Annotated in this window: 14 protein-coding genes; 9 read left to right on the forward strand and 5 right to left on the reverse strand. The window is 72.7% G+C overall.

The features are described from left to right. Window positions 1-451: 451 nt before the first annotated feature. Window positions 452-1,042, forward strand: a complete 591-nt coding sequence (locus tag AC1MBW_RS00540; RefSeq protein WP_480025100.1) for a hypothetical protein — start codon at window positions 452-454, stop codon at window positions 1,040-1,042. On the opposite strand, the gene AC1MBW_RS00545 is transcribed toward AC1MBW_RS00540, so the two are convergent. After that, complete coding sequence (locus AC1MBW_RS00545) at window positions 1,029-1,805, reverse strand: SDR family oxidoreductase (protein WP_480025101.1); 777 nt, start codon at window positions 1,803-1,805, stop codon at window positions 1,029-1,031. The two genes, AC1MBW_RS00540 and AC1MBW_RS00545, sit on opposite strands and share 14 nt — an antisense overlap. A 206-nt stretch (window positions 1,806-2,011) precedes the next feature. Here AC1MBW_RS00545 and AC1MBW_RS00550 point away from each other — a divergent pair, with 206 nt between their 5' ends. From AC1MBW_RS00550 to AC1MBW_RS00570, 5 genes are all read left to right on the forward strand, one after another. Beyond that, on the forward strand, window positions 2,012-3,343 hold the full coding sequence (locus tag AC1MBW_RS00550) for a bifunctional o-acetylhomoserine/o-acetylserine sulfhydrylase (RefSeq protein WP_480025102.1): 1,332 nt from the start codon (window positions 2,012-2,014) through the stop codon (window positions 3,341-3,343). Window positions 3,344-3,445: 102 nt separating this feature from the next. Further along, window positions 3,446-4,645: a homoserine O-acetyltransferase MetX gene (metX, locus tag AC1MBW_RS00555; RefSeq protein ID WP_480025103.1), complete on the forward strand. Its 1,200-nt coding sequence runs from the start codon at window positions 3,446-3,448 to the stop codon at window positions 4,643-4,645. Window positions 4,646-4,820: 175 nt separating this feature from the next. Beyond that, window positions 4,821-5,978, forward strand: a complete 1,158-nt coding sequence (locus AC1MBW_RS00560; RefSeq protein ID WP_054146514.1) for a sensor histidine kinase — start codon at window positions 4,821-4,823, stop codon at window positions 5,976-5,978. Continuing rightward, the gene (locus AC1MBW_RS00565; RefSeq protein ID WP_054146513.1) at window positions 5,975-7,225 is read left to right on the forward strand and encodes a hypothetical protein; all 1,251 of its coding nucleotides are present in this window, start codon (window positions 5,975-5,977) and stop codon (window positions 7,223-7,225) included. The genes AC1MBW_RS00560 and AC1MBW_RS00565 overlap by 4 nt, the downstream gene beginning before the upstream one ends. 86 nt (window positions 7,226-7,311) lie before the next feature. Beyond that, on the forward strand, window positions 7,312-7,989 hold the full coding sequence (locus AC1MBW_RS00570; RefSeq protein ID WP_043593728.1) for a response regulator transcription factor: 678 nt from the start codon (window positions 7,312-7,314) through the stop codon (window positions 7,987-7,989). Between the two features lie 476 nt (window positions 7,990-8,465). Here the strand turns inward: AC1MBW_RS00570 and AC1MBW_RS00575 are convergent, their stop codons facing one another. The 4 genes from AC1MBW_RS00575 to AC1MBW_RS00590 form a co-directional block, all read right to left on the reverse strand. Beyond that, window positions 8,466-9,716 carry an MFS transporter gene (locus AC1MBW_RS00575; protein ID WP_480025104.1) on the reverse strand — a complete coding sequence of 417 codons (1,251 nt, stop codon included), beginning with the start codon at window positions 9,714-9,716 and terminating at the stop codon, window positions 8,466-8,468. Window positions 9,717-9,988: 272 nt separating this feature from the next. Then, entirely contained in the window at window positions 9,989-10,852 is an 864-nt protein-coding gene (locus tag AC1MBW_RS00580; RefSeq protein ID WP_480025105.1) for a L,D-transpeptidase, read from the reverse strand. A gap of 68 nt (window positions 10,853-10,920) precedes the next feature. Next, window positions 10,921-11,289, reverse strand: a complete 369-nt coding sequence (locus AC1MBW_RS00585) for a thiamine-binding protein (protein ID WP_056225923.1) — start codon at window positions 11,287-11,289, stop codon at window positions 10,921-10,923. Continuing rightward, complete coding sequence (locus tag AC1MBW_RS00590) at window positions 11,286-12,617, reverse strand: glycosyltransferase 87 family protein (protein WP_480025106.1); 1,332 nt, start codon at window positions 12,615-12,617, stop codon at window positions 11,286-11,288. Before AC1MBW_RS00590 ends, AC1MBW_RS00585 begins: the two co-directional genes overlap by 4 nt. 79 nt (window positions 12,618-12,696) lie before the next feature. On the opposite strand from AC1MBW_RS00590, the gene AC1MBW_RS00595 reads away from it, so the two are divergent. Genes AC1MBW_RS00595 through AC1MBW_RS00605 form a run of 3 tightly spaced genes read left to right on the forward strand, consistent with a single transcriptional unit; the run spans window position 12,697 to window position 15,193 of the window. Beyond that, window positions 12,697-13,527, forward strand: a complete 831-nt coding sequence (locus AC1MBW_RS00595; RefSeq protein WP_054147547.1) for an ABC transporter substrate-binding protein — start codon at window positions 12,697-12,699, stop codon at window positions 13,525-13,527. Window positions 13,528-13,553: 26 nt separating this feature from the next. Further along, on the forward strand, window positions 13,554-14,396 hold the full coding sequence (locus tag AC1MBW_RS00600) for an amino acid ABC transporter permease (protein ID WP_235451133.1): 843 nt from the start codon (window positions 13,554-13,556) through the stop codon (window positions 14,394-14,396). Beyond that, window positions 14,393-15,193: an amino acid ABC transporter ATP-binding protein gene (locus AC1MBW_RS00605; RefSeq protein ID WP_480025107.1), complete on the forward strand. Its 801-nt coding sequence runs from the start codon at window positions 14,393-14,395 to the stop codon at window positions 15,191-15,193. Before AC1MBW_RS00600 ends, AC1MBW_RS00605 begins: the two co-directional genes overlap by 4 nt. The last annotated feature ends 32 nt before the right edge of the window (window positions 15,194-15,225 follow it).

The raw sequence follows: 15,225 nt of genomic DNA on the forward strand, positions 1-15,225 counted from the left end.
TCGAGTGGGTGGCCCGACGTCGTCGGCCGGTGGTCGATTCGGGCGACCACGGCAGAGGCACGCCCCGGATTCGGGTTCGGAGCGTCCTGACCATGACAACGCTACGGGGAGCCTCCTGGGAAGACGAGACACGAGGCCGTCCCCCGTTCGAGGGGGCCTCGTCCGGGTGACGTCCGGGTGGGACCCGGCCCGCGCCGGCTCCCCCCGGGTGAGGCCCGCCCTTTTGCGCGGTTCGGCGGCCCCGGGGGCCCCGGACGGCAGGAGGCGCGGGCACCGTCGGCGGCGTCCGCCCGGTCGTCCGCCGGGTCGCCCCGCGTCGGAACCACCCGCTCGTGACCCCTGCGACGCGTCGTCCGTCCGCCCGTCCCCCGGGCCACCCACCCGGTCGGCAGCCCCCTGCACGCCGTAGGGTCGGGGCCTCACCCGTCACACCACGAGAGGACGTCGAACCGTGCCCCACGGCCCCGGAACGCGCCGCCGCGCCGAGCGCACGGCGCTCGAGCGCGCCGTCGACGAGGGCCTGCTGATCGTCCGCTCCGCCCTGGTCGTCGCCGTGACCAACCAGATCATCCGCCGCGCCCTGCAGGAGCATCTGCCCTTCGACGAGGCCGTCGCCACGCGGGTCACCCGCGACGAGATCGACCGCCTGACCGCCGAGCAGGCCGCGGCCGCCGTGCGGGTCCGCCGGCTGCGGCGGATGACCGGCCGGTCGTACGGGCAGTCCCGGCACCAGTTCGACTACCGCCCCGAGGACGTCGACGCGCTCAAGCTGCGCGAGGCGGCGTCGAAGGGCGTGGCCCGGGCGCTGGCCGCGCGCCGGGACGACGACGACTTCGTGGCCGAGGTCGTGGCGGCCGCCCGATCGCGCGCCTGGGACGACGTCGGCCAGACCGTCGTGGATCGGCTCGGCTGGGCGGCACGCCCGGACGACGACTACGACGACGGACGTCACGAGCGGCTGCGCGACCTCGTCGAGGGCGACCTCGCGGCGCTGCGCCAGGCCCGGCCCGCGGGCCCCGCCGGGCCGGTCAGTCCTTCTTGACCTTCAGCTCCCCCTTGGCGACCTTGTAGGTCGCCGCCTGCGCAACGGGCTTGATCGTCACCAGGTCGAGGTTGACGTGGGCCGGCAGCTCGACCGAGTGCACGATCGACTCGGCGACGTCGTCGGCCGACAGCGGCGACTCGACGTCGCGGTAGACGGCGTCGGCGCGGTCCTGGTCGCCGCCGAACCGCACGAGCGAGAACTCCTCGGTGTGCACCATGCCCGGGGCGATCTCGATCACCCGGATCGGCTCCCCCGCCAGCTCGAGCCGCAGCACCGCGACGAGGGCGTGCTCGGCGAACTTCGAGGCGTTGTAGCCGCCGCCGTTCTCGTACGCGACGTGACCGGCGATCGAGGTGACCGTGACGATGTCGGCGCCCCGCGCCTCCTCGGCTCCGCCGCGCAGCGAGGGCAGCAGGGCGGTGACCGCCCGCTTGGTGCCGAGCACGTTGACGTCGAACATGCGCTGCCAGTCGTCGACCGAGCCGTTCTCGACGCTGTCGAGCCCGAACGCGCCGCCGGCGTTGTTGACCAGGGCGTGCAGCGGCCCGGTCGACTCGACGTGGGCCCGCAGGGCCGCCACGTCGTCGTCGCGGGTGAGGTCGGCCCGGAACCAGGTCGCCCCCGTCTCGTCCGCGAGCGCGCGGAGCCGCTCCTCGCGTCGGGCGACCGCCAGGACCTCCCAGCCGCGCGAGCGGAACAGCCGCACCGTCGCCGCTCCGATGCCCGAGCTGGCTCCCGTCACCACGACCCGCTTCGCCACGTGTGCCTCCTGTTGCCTCGTTCGTCGTCGTCGTCCGCTGCGGACGCGCCCGGCCCACGCTAGCGGCCCCGTTACGTCGCGTGTCCGCCTTCGTGGACGGTCGGGGGCACGGTCCGTACCGTGGCTGTCATCGCAGACCCCGCCGATCCCGCCGACCACCCGGCGCACGGACCCCACCTCACGCACCCCGACCGCAGGAGCAGACCATGACCGACGCCCAGCCCGCCTGGAAGTTCGAGACGCAGCAGATCCACGCCGGAGCCCAGCCCGACCCCACGACCCACGCCCGCGCCACGCCGATCTACAAGACGACGTCGTACGTCTTCCGGGACGCCCAGCACGCGCAGGACCTCTTCGCCCTGGCCGAGAACGGCAACATCTACTCGCGCATCATGAACCCCACCCACGACGTCGTGGAGAAGCGCATCGCCGCGCTCGAGGGCGGCACGGGTGCGCTGCTGGTGGCGTCGGGTCAGGCCGCGTCGACCTTCGCCGTGCTGAACATCGCCGAGGCGGGCGACCACATCGTGTCGTCGTCGTCGATCTACGGCGGCACCTACAACCTCTTCAAGTACACGCTCGCGAAGCTCGGCATCGAGACGACGTTCGTCGAGAACCAGGACGACGCCGACGAGTGGCGTCGTGCGGTGCGCCCGAACACGAAGCTGTTCTTCGCCGAGACCATCGGCAACCCCAAGATCAACATCCTCGACCTCGAGAAGGTGTCGGACGTCGCGCACGCCGAGGGCGTGCCGCTGATCGTCGACAACACGATCGCGACGCCGTACCTGATCAGGCCGCTCGAGCACGGCGCCGACATCGTCGTGCACTCGGCGACGAAGTTCCTCGGCGGGCACGGCACGGTCATCGGCGGCTTCATCGTCGACGGCGGCACGTTCCCGTGGTCGGCGAACGCGGAGCGGTTCCCGGGTCTCACGCAGCCCGACCCGTCGTACCACGGAGCCGTCTACACGCAGGCGGTCGGCGACGCCCTCGCGTACGTCGTCAAGGCACGGGTGCAGCTGCTGCGCGACCTCGGGGCGTCCAACAGCCCCGACACGGCCTTCTCGTTGATCCAGGGCATCGAGACGCTCAGCCTGCGCATCGAACGCCACGTGCAGAACGCCCAGGAGATCGCCGAGTGGCTCGACTCCCGCGACGACGTCGCGGCGGTGTACTACGCCGGCCTACCCACGAGCCCCTGGTACGCGGCCGCCAACAAGTACGCGCCGCGCGGCGTCGGCGCCGTCCTCTCGTTCGAGCTCAAGGGCGGCGTCGACGCCGGTCGGGCGCTCGTCGACGCGCTGGAGTTGTTCAGCCACCTCGCCAACATCGGCGACGTGCGCAGCCTCGTGATCCACCCCGCCTCGACGACGCACTCGCAGCTCACCCCCGAGCAGCAGCTGACGACCGGCGTCACCCCGGGGCTCGTCCGCCTCTCGGTCGGCCTCGAGAACGTCGACGACCTCAAGGCCGACCTCGACGCCGGCTTCGCCGCGGCGCGCGCCGTCACCCGGGAGGCGCTCCGCAGCAGCTAGGACGCCGGCGACGAGGTCGCGCGGGACGCGGCAACCCCGAGGAGGCGCGGTGCGCGTAACAAACGCACCGCGCCTCCTCGGCTCGTCCAGGATGGACGTCACATGGACTGGCAGAGCACACCCGAGGACACCGTCCCGTCGAGCGTCATCAGCGAGCGCACGCGCCTGGCGATGCTCGGCCGCCCGCCGGTCACCGGCGCCTGGCGCGACGGCGACGATCCCGGCGGGCGGTCGTTCGAAGCCCTGGACGACCTCGTGCTCGAGAGCGGCGCCACGCTGCCCCGACCACGGATCGCCTACGAGACCTGGGGCGAGCTCGACGCCGACCGCGGCAACGCCGTGCTCGTCTCGCACGCCCTGACCGGCGACAGCCACGTCGTCGGCGCGGCCGGCCCCGGCCACCCCACGGCCGGCTGGTGGAACGGCGTCGTCGGCCCGGGGCTCGCGATCGACACCGACCGCTGGTTCGTCGTCGCGCCGAACGTGCTCGGGGGCTGCCAGGGCAGCACCGGCCCCTCGTCGTTCGCGCCGGACGCCGTCGAGTGGGGGTCGAGGTTCCCCCACCTGACGATCCGCGACCAGGTCGCCGCCCAGGCGGCGTTGGCCGACCGCCTCGGCATCGAGCGGTGGGCCGCGGTCGTCGGCGGGTCGATGGGCGGCATGCACGCCCTCGAATGGGCGATCACGCACCCGGCGCGCGTCGCCCGGCTCGCCGTGCTGGCCGCGCCGCCGGTCGTGAGCGCCGACCAGATCGCCCTGAACACGGTGCAGTACGAGGCGATCCGGATGGACGCCGCCTTCGACGGCGGGGACTACTACGACTCGGTCGACGGCCCGTACCGCGGCCTCGCGCTCGCCCGGCGGATGGCCCTGCTCAACTACCGCTCTCCCGACGAGCTGAACGCCCGGTTCGGTCGCAGCTGGCAGAGCGAGATCTCACCGCTGGGCGGTCCGGGGCGGTTCCAGGTCGAGAGCTACCTCGACTTCCACGGCAACAAGTTCACCCGGCGCTTCGACGCAGGCAGCTACGTGACCCTGCTGGGCGCGATGAACTCGCACGACGTCGGGCGCGACCGGGGTGGCGTGGCGGCGGCCCTGAACCGCATCACGGCCCGGACGCTCGTGCTCGGCGTCGACAGCGACCGGCTCTTCCCCGTGTCCGACCAGAGGGTGATCGCACGACACCTGCGGCACGGGCTCGACGGCGACGACGTGGCCGTGGTCGAGAGCCCCTACGGGCACGACGGATTCCTCATCGAGGGCGACGCGGTGGGCGCCCAGTTGCGTCGCCTGTTCGACTGACCCCAGTTCGGTGGACACCACGGGGTACAGTTCGGCGTCGCGACCGGATCGTTACCTCGCCGATCGGCGATTCGGGCCCCGCACGACCCCCTGAGAGGGGGCTGGGTGTGAAAACATGAGGAGTCACCAGCCACCCGGCAGCCGTGACGCCACCGTCGGAAGCCACTCACGAATCATGGACATCTTCGCCCAAGAGCGCGATCGTCTGCTCAGCAGCACGACCAGCACCCTGGGGCTCGCCTGCGCGGCGGTCTCGATCGTGGCCCTGGCGATCCCCGGCGTCACCGACCCCCTGCACCTCGCGGCCATCGCCCCGCTCGTCGCGCTGCTCGTCGTGTCGCTGCTCTTCGTCACCGGGCCGCGCGCCCGCGTCTGGGTCCCGGTCGGGCTGGCCTCGGGCATCGCCGCGACCGTGGTGGCCCTGCTGCCCGCCGGCGGCCCCGACGACGGCCCGCTCGCCACCGCGATCATCCCCCTGGCCGGCGGTGCGACCGCCGCCTTCAGCCTGATGCTCTCGTCGAGCCGACCGCGGTTGACCACGGCGATCGTGGCCTTCGTCGTCGAGCTGGCCCTGGTGGCCCTGGCCACCGGCTCGCTCTTCACCTTCCCGGTCGCGGCCGTGTTGCTCGGCTGGGTCTCCTGTTTCGTCACGGGACTCTGGCTCGGACGTGCCGTGCCCCTGGCGGCCCGCCGCATCTACAGCATCGGCAACGCCCACCGGGCCGAACGCCAGGCCAGCGAGACCGAGGCGCAACGTCGGCAGGGCGCACGCCTGCTGCACGACACCGTGCTGGCCACGTTGACCCTGCTCGCCCACTCGGGCTTCGGCGTCACCCCCCAGGCTCTGCAGGACCAGGCCGCCGAGGACGCCCGTCTGCTGCGCCACCTGCGTCTCGGCGGCACCCCCCAGCCGCAGGCCTCGGGCGACTACAGCCTCGAGACCGTCGAGGAGTCCCCGCTCGGCCAGACCCTCGAGTCGGTCAAGCAGCGCTTCGGACGCATGGGCCTCGAGGTGAGCTGGCACGGCACCGGCCAGGTGCTGCTGCCCACGCACGTGCTCGACGCCTTCCTGCTGGCCCTCGCCGAGTGCCTCGAGAACGTGCGACGTCACGCCGGGGTGACCGAGGCGCACGTCACGATCATCCACGACGACTCGATGGTGCGCGCCATGGTCACCGACGCCGGAGTCGGCTTCGACCTCGCCGGCATCAGCGAAGAACGCCTGGGCTTCAAGGAGTCCGTCGTCGGCCGGCTGCACGAGGTCGGCGGCAGCGCCCGCCTCTTCTCGTCCCCCGGATCGGGCACCACCGTCGTCCTGGAGGCCCCGCGATGAGCATCGACGAGAACACCCTCGGAGTCCTCCGGGGCCGCCGGGCCGCCCGCGGTCTGCCGATCAGTTCGACCGGCGCGCGCTCGCTGCGCCAGGCGCGCGCGGCCGGCGCGACGCTCGGCACCGGCTACCTCGGCGTCGGCGCGGCCGTGGTCGCCGCACTCCAGGCCGTGTACGGCCTCGCCTTCTTCCTCAGCCACCTGTCGGCCTATCCCGACGTCGCCCCCGTCCTGATCTCGTGGCTGCTGTACGTGGCGACCTTCATCGGCACGGCCGTGCTCGTGACGGTGCGGGGCGAGAGGCTCACCACGGGGGTGTTCGCGGTGATCGGGGTCGTGCTGGCCGTCGTCGTCGCACTCGACTTCGTCGCCATCTGGCCCCTGCACGACGTGGGCGCCTACGCCACCTCGAGCGTGGCCGTCGGCTTCGGCCTGCTGCCGATCGTCACCCTCAGGCCCGTGCGCGAGGTGGTCGTCGCCACCGCCCTGCTGTTCGTGGCGCTCGTCGTCATGGTGGCGCTCTCGACGCCCGTCACCAGCGACTCGGGGCCGCAGCAGATCACCGTGGTGGCCCTGGCCGTCCTGCCGAGCGCCATCGCCACCTTCGCGGTGCACCGGTTCCGCCGCATGGTGCAGGTCGAGCTCGACCGGGTGCTCGTGCAGAGCAACGTGTCGCAACCCCGCTTCGCGGTGGGCATGCTCGCGAGCGACGAACTGGCGCGGCTCGACCTCGCCGCCGAGAAGCTGCTCGACGGGGTCGCGAACGGCGACGTGCCGCTGCCCCTCTCGCCCAAGGTCGCCTCGCAGGCCGCGTCGCTCGCCACCGAACTCCGCCTGCACCTGATCGAGGGCCGGCGCGAGACCTGGCTGCACCACGCGGTCACCGAGTCCGAGTACCTCGGCCGGTCGGTCACGCTGGTCGACCCGTCGTCGCTGGCCGGCCTGCTCGCCCCGGCACAGCGCGACGGCCTGCTGCAGGGCGTCTGGCTGCTGCTCGGCGACTCGAAGAGCCGCGCCCCGGGCACGACCATCCAGCTCGCCCTCGGCCCGGTGACCGCCGCGTCCCAGTCGTTCGCCGGTCGCAGCGTGTGCGTGCCCGTCGTGCTCTCGACGACGGGCATCCGCCGCAACCGCGTCACGCCCGCCACCTGGAACGCCCTCGAGCGCGCCGGGGAGTACGTCGTGTCGTCCCACGAATCGAGCGTCAAGATCTCGGTCAGCTGCATCGTCGACAACCCCGCCGAGGCCTGAGCCGCCGAGCACCCCGCGTGGTCCGGCCCGATCACCACCCCCGCCCGTAGCATGAACCCCACACCGTCCTGAAAGAAGGTCCCGACGTGTCAGACCACGACGACCGCATCCGCCTCGCCCTCGTAGACGACCACAAGATGCTCCTGGGCGCCCTCAGCGAGTGGATCCGTGGTGCCGCGAGCGACATCTCGATGGTCGCCGCGGTCGCGTCCTGGCCCGAGCTGCTCACGCACCCCGAGTTCCCCGTCGACGTCGTGCTGCTCGACCTCGACCTCAAGGACAACATCCCGATCTCGCTGAAGATCAACACGCTCAAGACGACGGGCGTCAAGACCGTCCTGATGAGCACCTACTCCGAGCCCAACGTGGTGCGCGAGGCCCTCGCCGCCGGCGCCCTGGGCTACCTCGTCAAGAGCGAGGACGCCGAGATGATCGTCGAGGCGATCCGCTCGGCAGCCAAGGGCGAGTCGTACATCTCGGCCGAACTCGACCTGGCCCTGAACGCCGCCGAGGTCGGCGGCGTGCCGAAGCTCAGCGCACAAGAACGCCGCGTGATGGCGCTCTACGGCGGTGGCGAGCCGGTGAAGGCCGTCGCCTACCAGCTCGGCATCAGCGAAGAGACCGCCAAGAGCTACCTCAAGCGCATCCGCGAGAAGTACCGCGTGGCCGGCTACGACGTGGGCACGAAGGTCGCCCTGCGGAAGCGCGCCATCCAGGACGGCATCCTGCTGCAGACCGACACGCCGGCCCAGACGAGCTTCTGACCCGCGGCGCGATCCCGCGCGATGGCCCGGCCCCCTCGTGGGCCGGGCCGTTCGTCGTCCGCGCCACCCGCGCCTCCTGACCCGGCGCCTCTCTGCCCTGCCCTGCCCTGCCCTGCCCTGTGCAAATCGCGAGAATTCACCGCCCGACGCGGAGTTCGGCCCGGACACGAGCGGCGTGTCGGACATCTTCGGTCGGGTTCGGTACGCCTGGGCGCACGAGCACGGTCGGGTTCGGTACGCCTCGGCGCACGAGCACGATCGGGTTCGGTACGCCTGGGCGCGCGAGCACGGTCGGGTTCGGCACACCTCGCGCCCGAGCCGAGTCGGGTTCGGCGCGCCTGCGCGCACGAGCCCGGTCGAACCGAGCGGGTCGAGATCGGGTCGGGCACGGCGACGGTCACGAAAGGGCCGGCAGTCCGCTCCCGCAGGACGGCCAAACCGACCGCAGGAGGCGCGGGCCGGCGCCCCGAGGACGCCTACGCCGAGACCGACTCGCGTTCGGAGGCCGTGGCCCGGGCCGCACCGCGTCGGTCGTCGACGCGCTGCATGCCGAAGCTGATCATGGTGAGGACGACTCCGGCGAGGGCGAGCACGACGCCGACCCAGCCGGGTGCCGAGAACCCGAGTCCGGCCGCGATGACCGCGCCGCCGAGGTACGCGCCGAAGCTGTTGCCGAGGTTCATGGCCGAGTGGTTCAGGGCGGCCCCGATGACCTGGCTCTCGCCCGCGACCTCCATCAGGCGGGACTGCACCGACGGGCCGACGCTCGAGCCGACGAGGCCGACGAAGAACGTGCTGACGAAGATGCCGACGATCGAGCTCGAGGTGAGCGCGTAGGCCGAGAGGGCGGCGATGAGGCCGACGAAGCCGAGGTACATGGCGAGCTTGAGCGAGCGGTCGGCCAACCAGCCGCCGAGCAGGTTGCCGATGGTCATGCCGACGCCGACCGTGACGAGCACCCAGGGGACGATGCCCTCGGAGACGCCCGCCCCCTCCGTGACGGCGTTGGCGATGTAGCTGTAGACCGCGAAGAACCCGCCGAAGCCGATGGCCCCGATGCCCATCACGAGCCAGACCTGGGGCTGCTTGAACGCCCGCAGCTCGCGCTTCATCGAGGCGGACGCGTCGCCGTCCTGGTGCGGCACGGCGAAGGCGACGGCGACGAAGGTCAGCGCGAAGATGAGGGCGACCGCGAGGTAGGCCACCCGCCAGCCGGACTGCTGGCCGAGCCAGGTGATCGAGGGCACGCCGATGACGTTCGCGATCGTCAGGCCGCTGAGCACGAGCGCGACCCCCTTGCCTCGGTTGCCGGGGCCCATGATCGACGCGGCGACGATGGACGCGATGCCGAAGTAGGCGCCGTGCGGCAGGCCCGCGGCGAAGCGGGCGGCGAGCACCCAGCCGAACGACGGCAGCAGGGCCGAGGCGATCGTGCCGACCGTGAAGGCGGCGAGCAGGGCGAGCAGCAGCTTCTTCTTCGGGAAGTGCGACGACATCGCGGCGATGGTCGGGGCCCCGACGACGACGCCGAGGGCGTAGGCGCTGATCAGCCAGCCGGCCTGGGCGATGCCGGCGTCCGCCGACCGGGAGTACAGGTCGGGCAGCAGATCGCCGGCCATGTTCGGCAACAGGCCCATGGCGACGAACTCGGTCGAGCCGATGCCGAAACCACCCAGGGCGAGGGCGATCAGGGCGGCCGTGCGACGACGGCGGGAGAGGTGGGTCACGAGCGAGGGCCTTCGAGTTCGAGGAGGGTGTCAGCGAGGGAGCCTGCCACGGCTCGCCGTCGAGCTGGGAGGGGCGCGGGCCCGAGGGCGCCGTCGTCACCCGGGCGGGTGCTCGACGCCGGGTCGTATCGATTCGACCGCGCGATGTGAGAACGAGTCTACGGCCCCGGCGGCGTGCGGCACCAGTGTGTCGGGCGCCCGATCGGTGTCGCGGGCGCGATCGGTGTCGCGGGCCCGATCGGTGTCGCCGACCCGACCGGTGTCGGACGAGGTCAGGTGAAGGTGATCGCGGTGCCGACCGGCAGGGCGGCCAGCGCGGCGGTCATCGCCGCCGACGCCCGCACGCACCCGTGGGACGCCCCGGTCGGGTCGGGATAGAAGTGGATCGCCGTGAGGGCGGAGTTGCCGCCGTACTCGGGCAGCAACGACGAGTGGGCCCCGGTGAGGGCGATGGGGTTGCCCTGCGTGTACCCGATCGAGCGGTCGACGTAGTTCGCCTGCATGTAGGTCGCCGTCGCCGAGGGGGTCGGGTCGTCCGGCGTGCCGAGTCGTACGGCCTCGGACGCGGACGCCACCCCGTCCGGCCCGACGATCGAGAGGGTGGACGCCGCGGTGTCGACCACGACGCTCGACGCCGCGGCCGTCATCGACACGTCGGCGGCGCGCACCCAGCCGAAGGTCGCACTCGGCGCCGCCGGCACGCCTCCGTCACCGGGCGTCGCGTTGCGGGACGGTGTCGAGACGAGCAGCATGCCGCCGTCGGCACCCTCCCGGGAGCCCCAGACCGCCGTCGCCGCGGGAAGGTTCAGGGTCGGCACCGTCGAGGAGAGCGTGGCGACCGGCGCGGCGTCGGCCGCCGGGCTCGCGTACAGCGCGACGAGCGGCGCGGTCGGCGTGGCCACCGCCCAGGCGTTCTCGGGCGTGACGTCGGTGCCGTCGAGGAGCGCGGGGATGACGGCGTCGTAGAACGCCAGCGGCAGGGCCGCGAGGGCCTCGGGCGACGGAGGCGCGGGGACGGCCTCGGGGGTCGGTGTCGGTGTCGGTGTGGGTGCGGCCTCGACGGTCGGGCTCGGGCTCGCCGACGTCGCGGTTGGCTCGCTCCGGGACACGCCGACGCCGATCGCGACGGCGGCCACCAGCACCACGGTGACGCCGCCGGCCAGGAGGGCGGTCCCCCGCCGGCTCGGTCGCCCCGGCACGAGGCCTATGCCCCGGGGGCGGCCGCGACCGGCGAGGCCGCGTGATCGGTGGCGCCGAGCGCCGCTTCGAGTCGTTCGACCTTGCCGGTCAGCTCGCCGGTGCGTCCCGGTCGGATGTCGGCCTTGAGCACGAGCGAGACACGCGAGCCGAAGGCACCGACGGCCTCGGTGGCGGCCTTGACGACGGCCATCACCTCGTCCCATTCGCCCTCGATCTCGGTGAACATAGACGAGGTGTGGTTCGGCAGGCCGGACGCCCGCACGACCGCGACGGCGGCCGCCACGGCCGAGTGGACCGAATCAGGTTCGGAGCCGGAGGACGGCCCGCCCTCGGGAGCGGCACCACTGGGTGAGACGGAGAACGCGACGATCATGCGTCCATCCTCGCGTGTGCCGGACGCACGCGCCAGAGCGTGACGACGGTCCATCCCAGCAGCCCGAGCTCGAGCACGGCTCGCACGGTGACCACGGCCACCAGGTCGGGTCGCGCGGCGAGCAGGGCGTCGTACTCGAGCGGGTAGACCACCTGCGTCAGCCCCGCCACGACCACGGCCAGCACCGCCGGCACGACGAACCGCGGCCCGCCCGAGCGTGCGAGCACGAGCCCGACGACGACGGGTACCGCCAGCCATGCCACGAACTGCGGCGAACCGACCTTGTTGGTCACGATGAGGGCGACGACGACGGCCAGCGACAACGGACCCAGGAGGCGCGTGGCCGTCACCCCGCGGCGCACCGCCCGCAGACCCAGCAGCACGACGCCCAGCACGACCGCGGCCATCACGAGGCTCATCGCCTTCGCGGCGAACCCGACGCCGTCGCCGGCGATCTGGTAGGTGAGGATCTCACGGTCGTAGTAGACGAAGGTGCCGGGGACCCCGGCGGCGGCGCGCCAGAGCCAGAGCACCGCCGCGGGCGACTCGACCTGCAGCCCGCGACCGGCCTGCTGGCCGACGAAGCCGACCACGTTCCACCCGCTGCCGAGCACGAGCGAGATCGAGACCACGACCGCGCTGGTCACCGCGGCGGCCACGACGACCTCGACGCGACGCCGCACGGCGAGGACGGCGACCACCACGAGCGCGGCGGGCCAGACCTTGACCCACGCCGCGATCGTGAGCAGGGCGGATGCCAGGGAGGGCCGCGTCGAGACGAGCAGCAGCCCCACCAGCGCGACGGCGACCGTGACGGCGTCGATGCGGCCGAGGGCGATCGGCCCGAGGGCGACGAGGAACGCGAGCCACCACCACGCGGCGGCCACGGACCCGGCGCGCCGCCGCGCCACGAGCACGACGAAGGCCCCGGCGTTCAACAGCGACACGAGCACGAGCCACACCGCCCCGTAGCCCGAGTCGCCACCGAGCCGGGCGACCAGCATCGGCACCGCGGCGAGCAGCGGGTAGACCCACGGTCGGTCGACGCCCACCCAGTCGCCACCCCCGACGCCCTGCTGCATCCAGGTGCGGTAGACGACGTCGACGTCGCCCAGGGTGCGGTTGCCGCCGACGAGGTTGAGCCGGACGAGCCAGGCGTGCACGAGCACGAAGGCGATGCCGAGCACCACGGGTGACGCCGCGAGCGACCTCGCCCGCTCGACGAACGTGGTGCGACCGTCGGCCCCGGACCGGGTGCCCGACGACCTTGCGTCGCGGACGGTCGGCGCACCGGGTTCGGCCGACGCGGAGGGCACGGGGGTCGGCATGCCCACAGGCTAGCCGTCGGTCCCGACACCGGGCGTCATGCGTCGGCCGACGTCGGCGGTCGCCGCTACGATCCCACTCATGCGCAGACCCGCCTCCCTCCGACTCGTCGCGACCGCCGCCGCCCTCGTGCTGGCCGGGTCGCTCGCCGCCTGCTCGTCCGACGGGGGCTCGGGTGCCGACGCCGCGGCCGTCGGCCCCGTGACCGAGGGCAAGCTCACCGTCGCCACGGGCGAACCGGCCTACGGCCCGTGGGTCGAGGACGACGACCCGACCTCGGGCAAGGGCTACGAGGCGGCCGTCGCCTACGCGGTCGCCGACAAGCTCGGCTACGACGACTCCGACGTCGTCTGGGTGCGCACCACGTTCGACGAGGCCATCGCGCCCGGGCCGAAGACCTTCGACCTCAACCTGCAGCAGTTCTCGATCACCGACCAGCGCGAGAAGGCCGTCGACTTCTCCCCCGCCTACTACGAGACACGCCAGGCGGTCGTCACCCTGCCCGGCACGGCCGCGGCCGACGCCACCTCGATCGCCGACCTCGAGGGCCTCGCGATCGGTGCCCAGAGCGGCACGACGAGCTTCACCGCCGCCGAGAACGCCATCGACCCCGAAGGCGGTGTGCAGGCCTACAACTCGAACGACGACGCGAAGGCAGCGCTCGAGGCCGGCCAGGTCGACGCCATCGTCCTCGACGTCCCGACCGCCACCTACTTCGTCGAGGGCGGCGTCGTGCTCGGCCAGCTGCCCGCGACCGACGGGGCGAGCGACCAGCTCGGCATCGTCCTGCCGCTCGGCAGCTCGTTGACCGCCGACGTCACGAAAGCCGTCGACGACCTCCAGGCCGACGGCACGCTCGCCGAGCTGCAGCAGCAGTGGCTGGCCGACTACGACGTGAAAGAGCTGTCGTAGCGCCTCGCACGGTCGCGGCCGACCCGGTGGCGGTCAGCGACCTCGAACTCGACCGACGCGCGTTCCGTCGACGACAGTCGACCCGGTCCGTCGTGATCGCCGCCGTCAGCACGGTCGCCTTCGCCGCCCTCGCCTGGTGGGCGGTCACCAGCACGCCCGGCTGGTCCCGCGTCCAGTTCAGCTTCCTCGACGGGGCCACCTTCGCCTCGGCCTGGCCCCGCGTCGTCGAGGGCCTCTGGCTGAACGTGCGGGTGCTGCTGGTCGCCGCCGTCGGAGTGGCCGTCGTCAGCACCGTCCTGTCGGCGCTGCGCACCCTGCGCGGGCCGGTGTTCTTCCCCGTCCGGGCGCTGGTGCGGGGTTACACCGACCTGTTCCGCGGCATGCCGCTGATCATCGTGCTCTACCTCGTCGGCTTCGGCGTGCCGGGCCTCGGCCTCGGCATCCCGCGGCTGCCCGCCGAGTTCTGGGGCACGATCGCGTTGATCCTCACCTACTCGGCCTACGTGTCCGAGGTCATCCGGGCCGGCATCGACGCCGTCCACCCGTCGCAGCGCCTCGCGGCCCGGTCGCTCGGCCTCAGCCACGCCAAGACCCTGCGCCTCGTCGTGTTCCCGCAGGCGCTGCGGAAGGTGACGCCCGCCCTCATGAACGACTTCGTCTCGATGCAGAAAGACGTCGGGCTCATCTCGGTGCTCGGGGCCGTCGACGCCGTCCGCGCCGCGCAGATCGAGACGGCGACCGCGGCGAACTTCACGCCCTACGTGCTCGCCGGGTTGCTCTTCGTGCTGCTGGCCCTGCCCACCATCTGGCTGACCGACTGGCTGTCGGCACGCCTCCGTCGTCGCGAACAGGCGGGCAGCGTCGTATGAGCACCCCCACCCCCGAGCCCACCGCAGGAGGCGCGGTGCCCGTCACCCCCGCCCCTCACGGCCCCGAGACGGTGCTGCGCCTCGAGGGCGTGCGCAAGTCGTTCGGCGACACGGTCGTGCTCGACGGCATCGACCTCGACGTCGCGCGAGACGAGGTCGTGGCGCTGATCGGGGCCAGCGGCTCGGGCAAGTCGACCCTGCTGCGCACCGTCAATCTGCTCGAACAGATCGACGACGGCCGCATCGTGCTCGGCGACGACGACATCACCGACCCCCGGGTGCGCGTCGACGCCGTCCGTGCCCGGATCGGCGTCGTCTTCCAACACTTCAACCTGTTCCCGCACCTGACCGTGCTCGACAACGTCGCGCTCGCCAGTCGCCATGTGCTGCGCCAGCCCAAGGCCGCCGCGAACGAGCGCGCCCTCGAGGTGCTCACGCGCGTGGGCCTCGGCGACAAGGCCGGCGCCTACCCCGACCGCCTCTCGGGCGGGCAGCAGCAGCGGGTCGCCATCGCCCGCGCCCTGGCCCCGCGTCCCGCCGTGCTGCTGCTCGACGAGATCACGAGTGCGCTCGATCCCGAGCTGGTGGGCGAGGTGCTCGACCTCGTGCGCACGCTCAAAGAGGTCGGCACGACGATCCTCATGGCGACGCACGAGATGGCCTTCGCCCGCGACGTCGCCGACCGGGTCGTCTTCCTCGACCAGGGCCGCATCGCCGAGCAGGGCCCACCCGCGCAGCTCTTCACGGCGCCGCGTGAGGCCCGCACCCGCGAGTTCCTCACCCGGTTCACCGCCTGACCCGAGCCGGGACGAGCCGTGACGACCCGAGC

Source organism: Frigoribacterium sp. AP1 (assembly GCF_056680555.1).

Coding starts and splice junctions, on each gene's coding strand:
- AC1MBW_RS00585 (WP_056225923.1), bottom strand. CDS start 11,289: ATGATCGTCGCGTTCTCCGTCTCACCCAGTGGTGCCGCTCCCGAGGGC.
- metX (WP_480025103.1), top strand. CDS start 3,446: ATGGACTGGCAGAGCACACCCGAGGACACCGTCCCGTCGAGCGTCATC.
- AC1MBW_RS00595 (WP_054147547.1), top strand. CDS start 12,697: ATGCGCAGACCCGCCTCCCTCCGACTCGTCGCGACCGCCGCCGCCCTC.
- AC1MBW_RS00550 (WP_480025102.1), top strand. CDS start 2,012: ATGACCGACGCCCAGCCCGCCTGGAAGTTCGAGACGCAGCAGATCCAC.
- AC1MBW_RS00590 (WP_480025106.1), bottom strand. CDS start 12,617: ATGCCGACCCCCGTGCCCTCCGCGTCGGCCGAACCCGGTGCGCCGACC.
- AC1MBW_RS00565 (WP_054146513.1), top strand. CDS start 5,975: ATGAGCATCGACGAGAACACCCTCGGAGTCCTCCGGGGCCGCCGGGCC.
- AC1MBW_RS00560 (WP_054146514.1), top strand. CDS start 4,821: ATGGACATCTTCGCCCAAGAGCGCGATCGTCTGCTCAGCAGCACGACC.
- AC1MBW_RS00605 (WP_480025107.1), top strand. CDS start 14,393: ATGAGCACCCCCACCCCCGAGCCCACCGCAGGAGGCGCGGTGCCCGTC.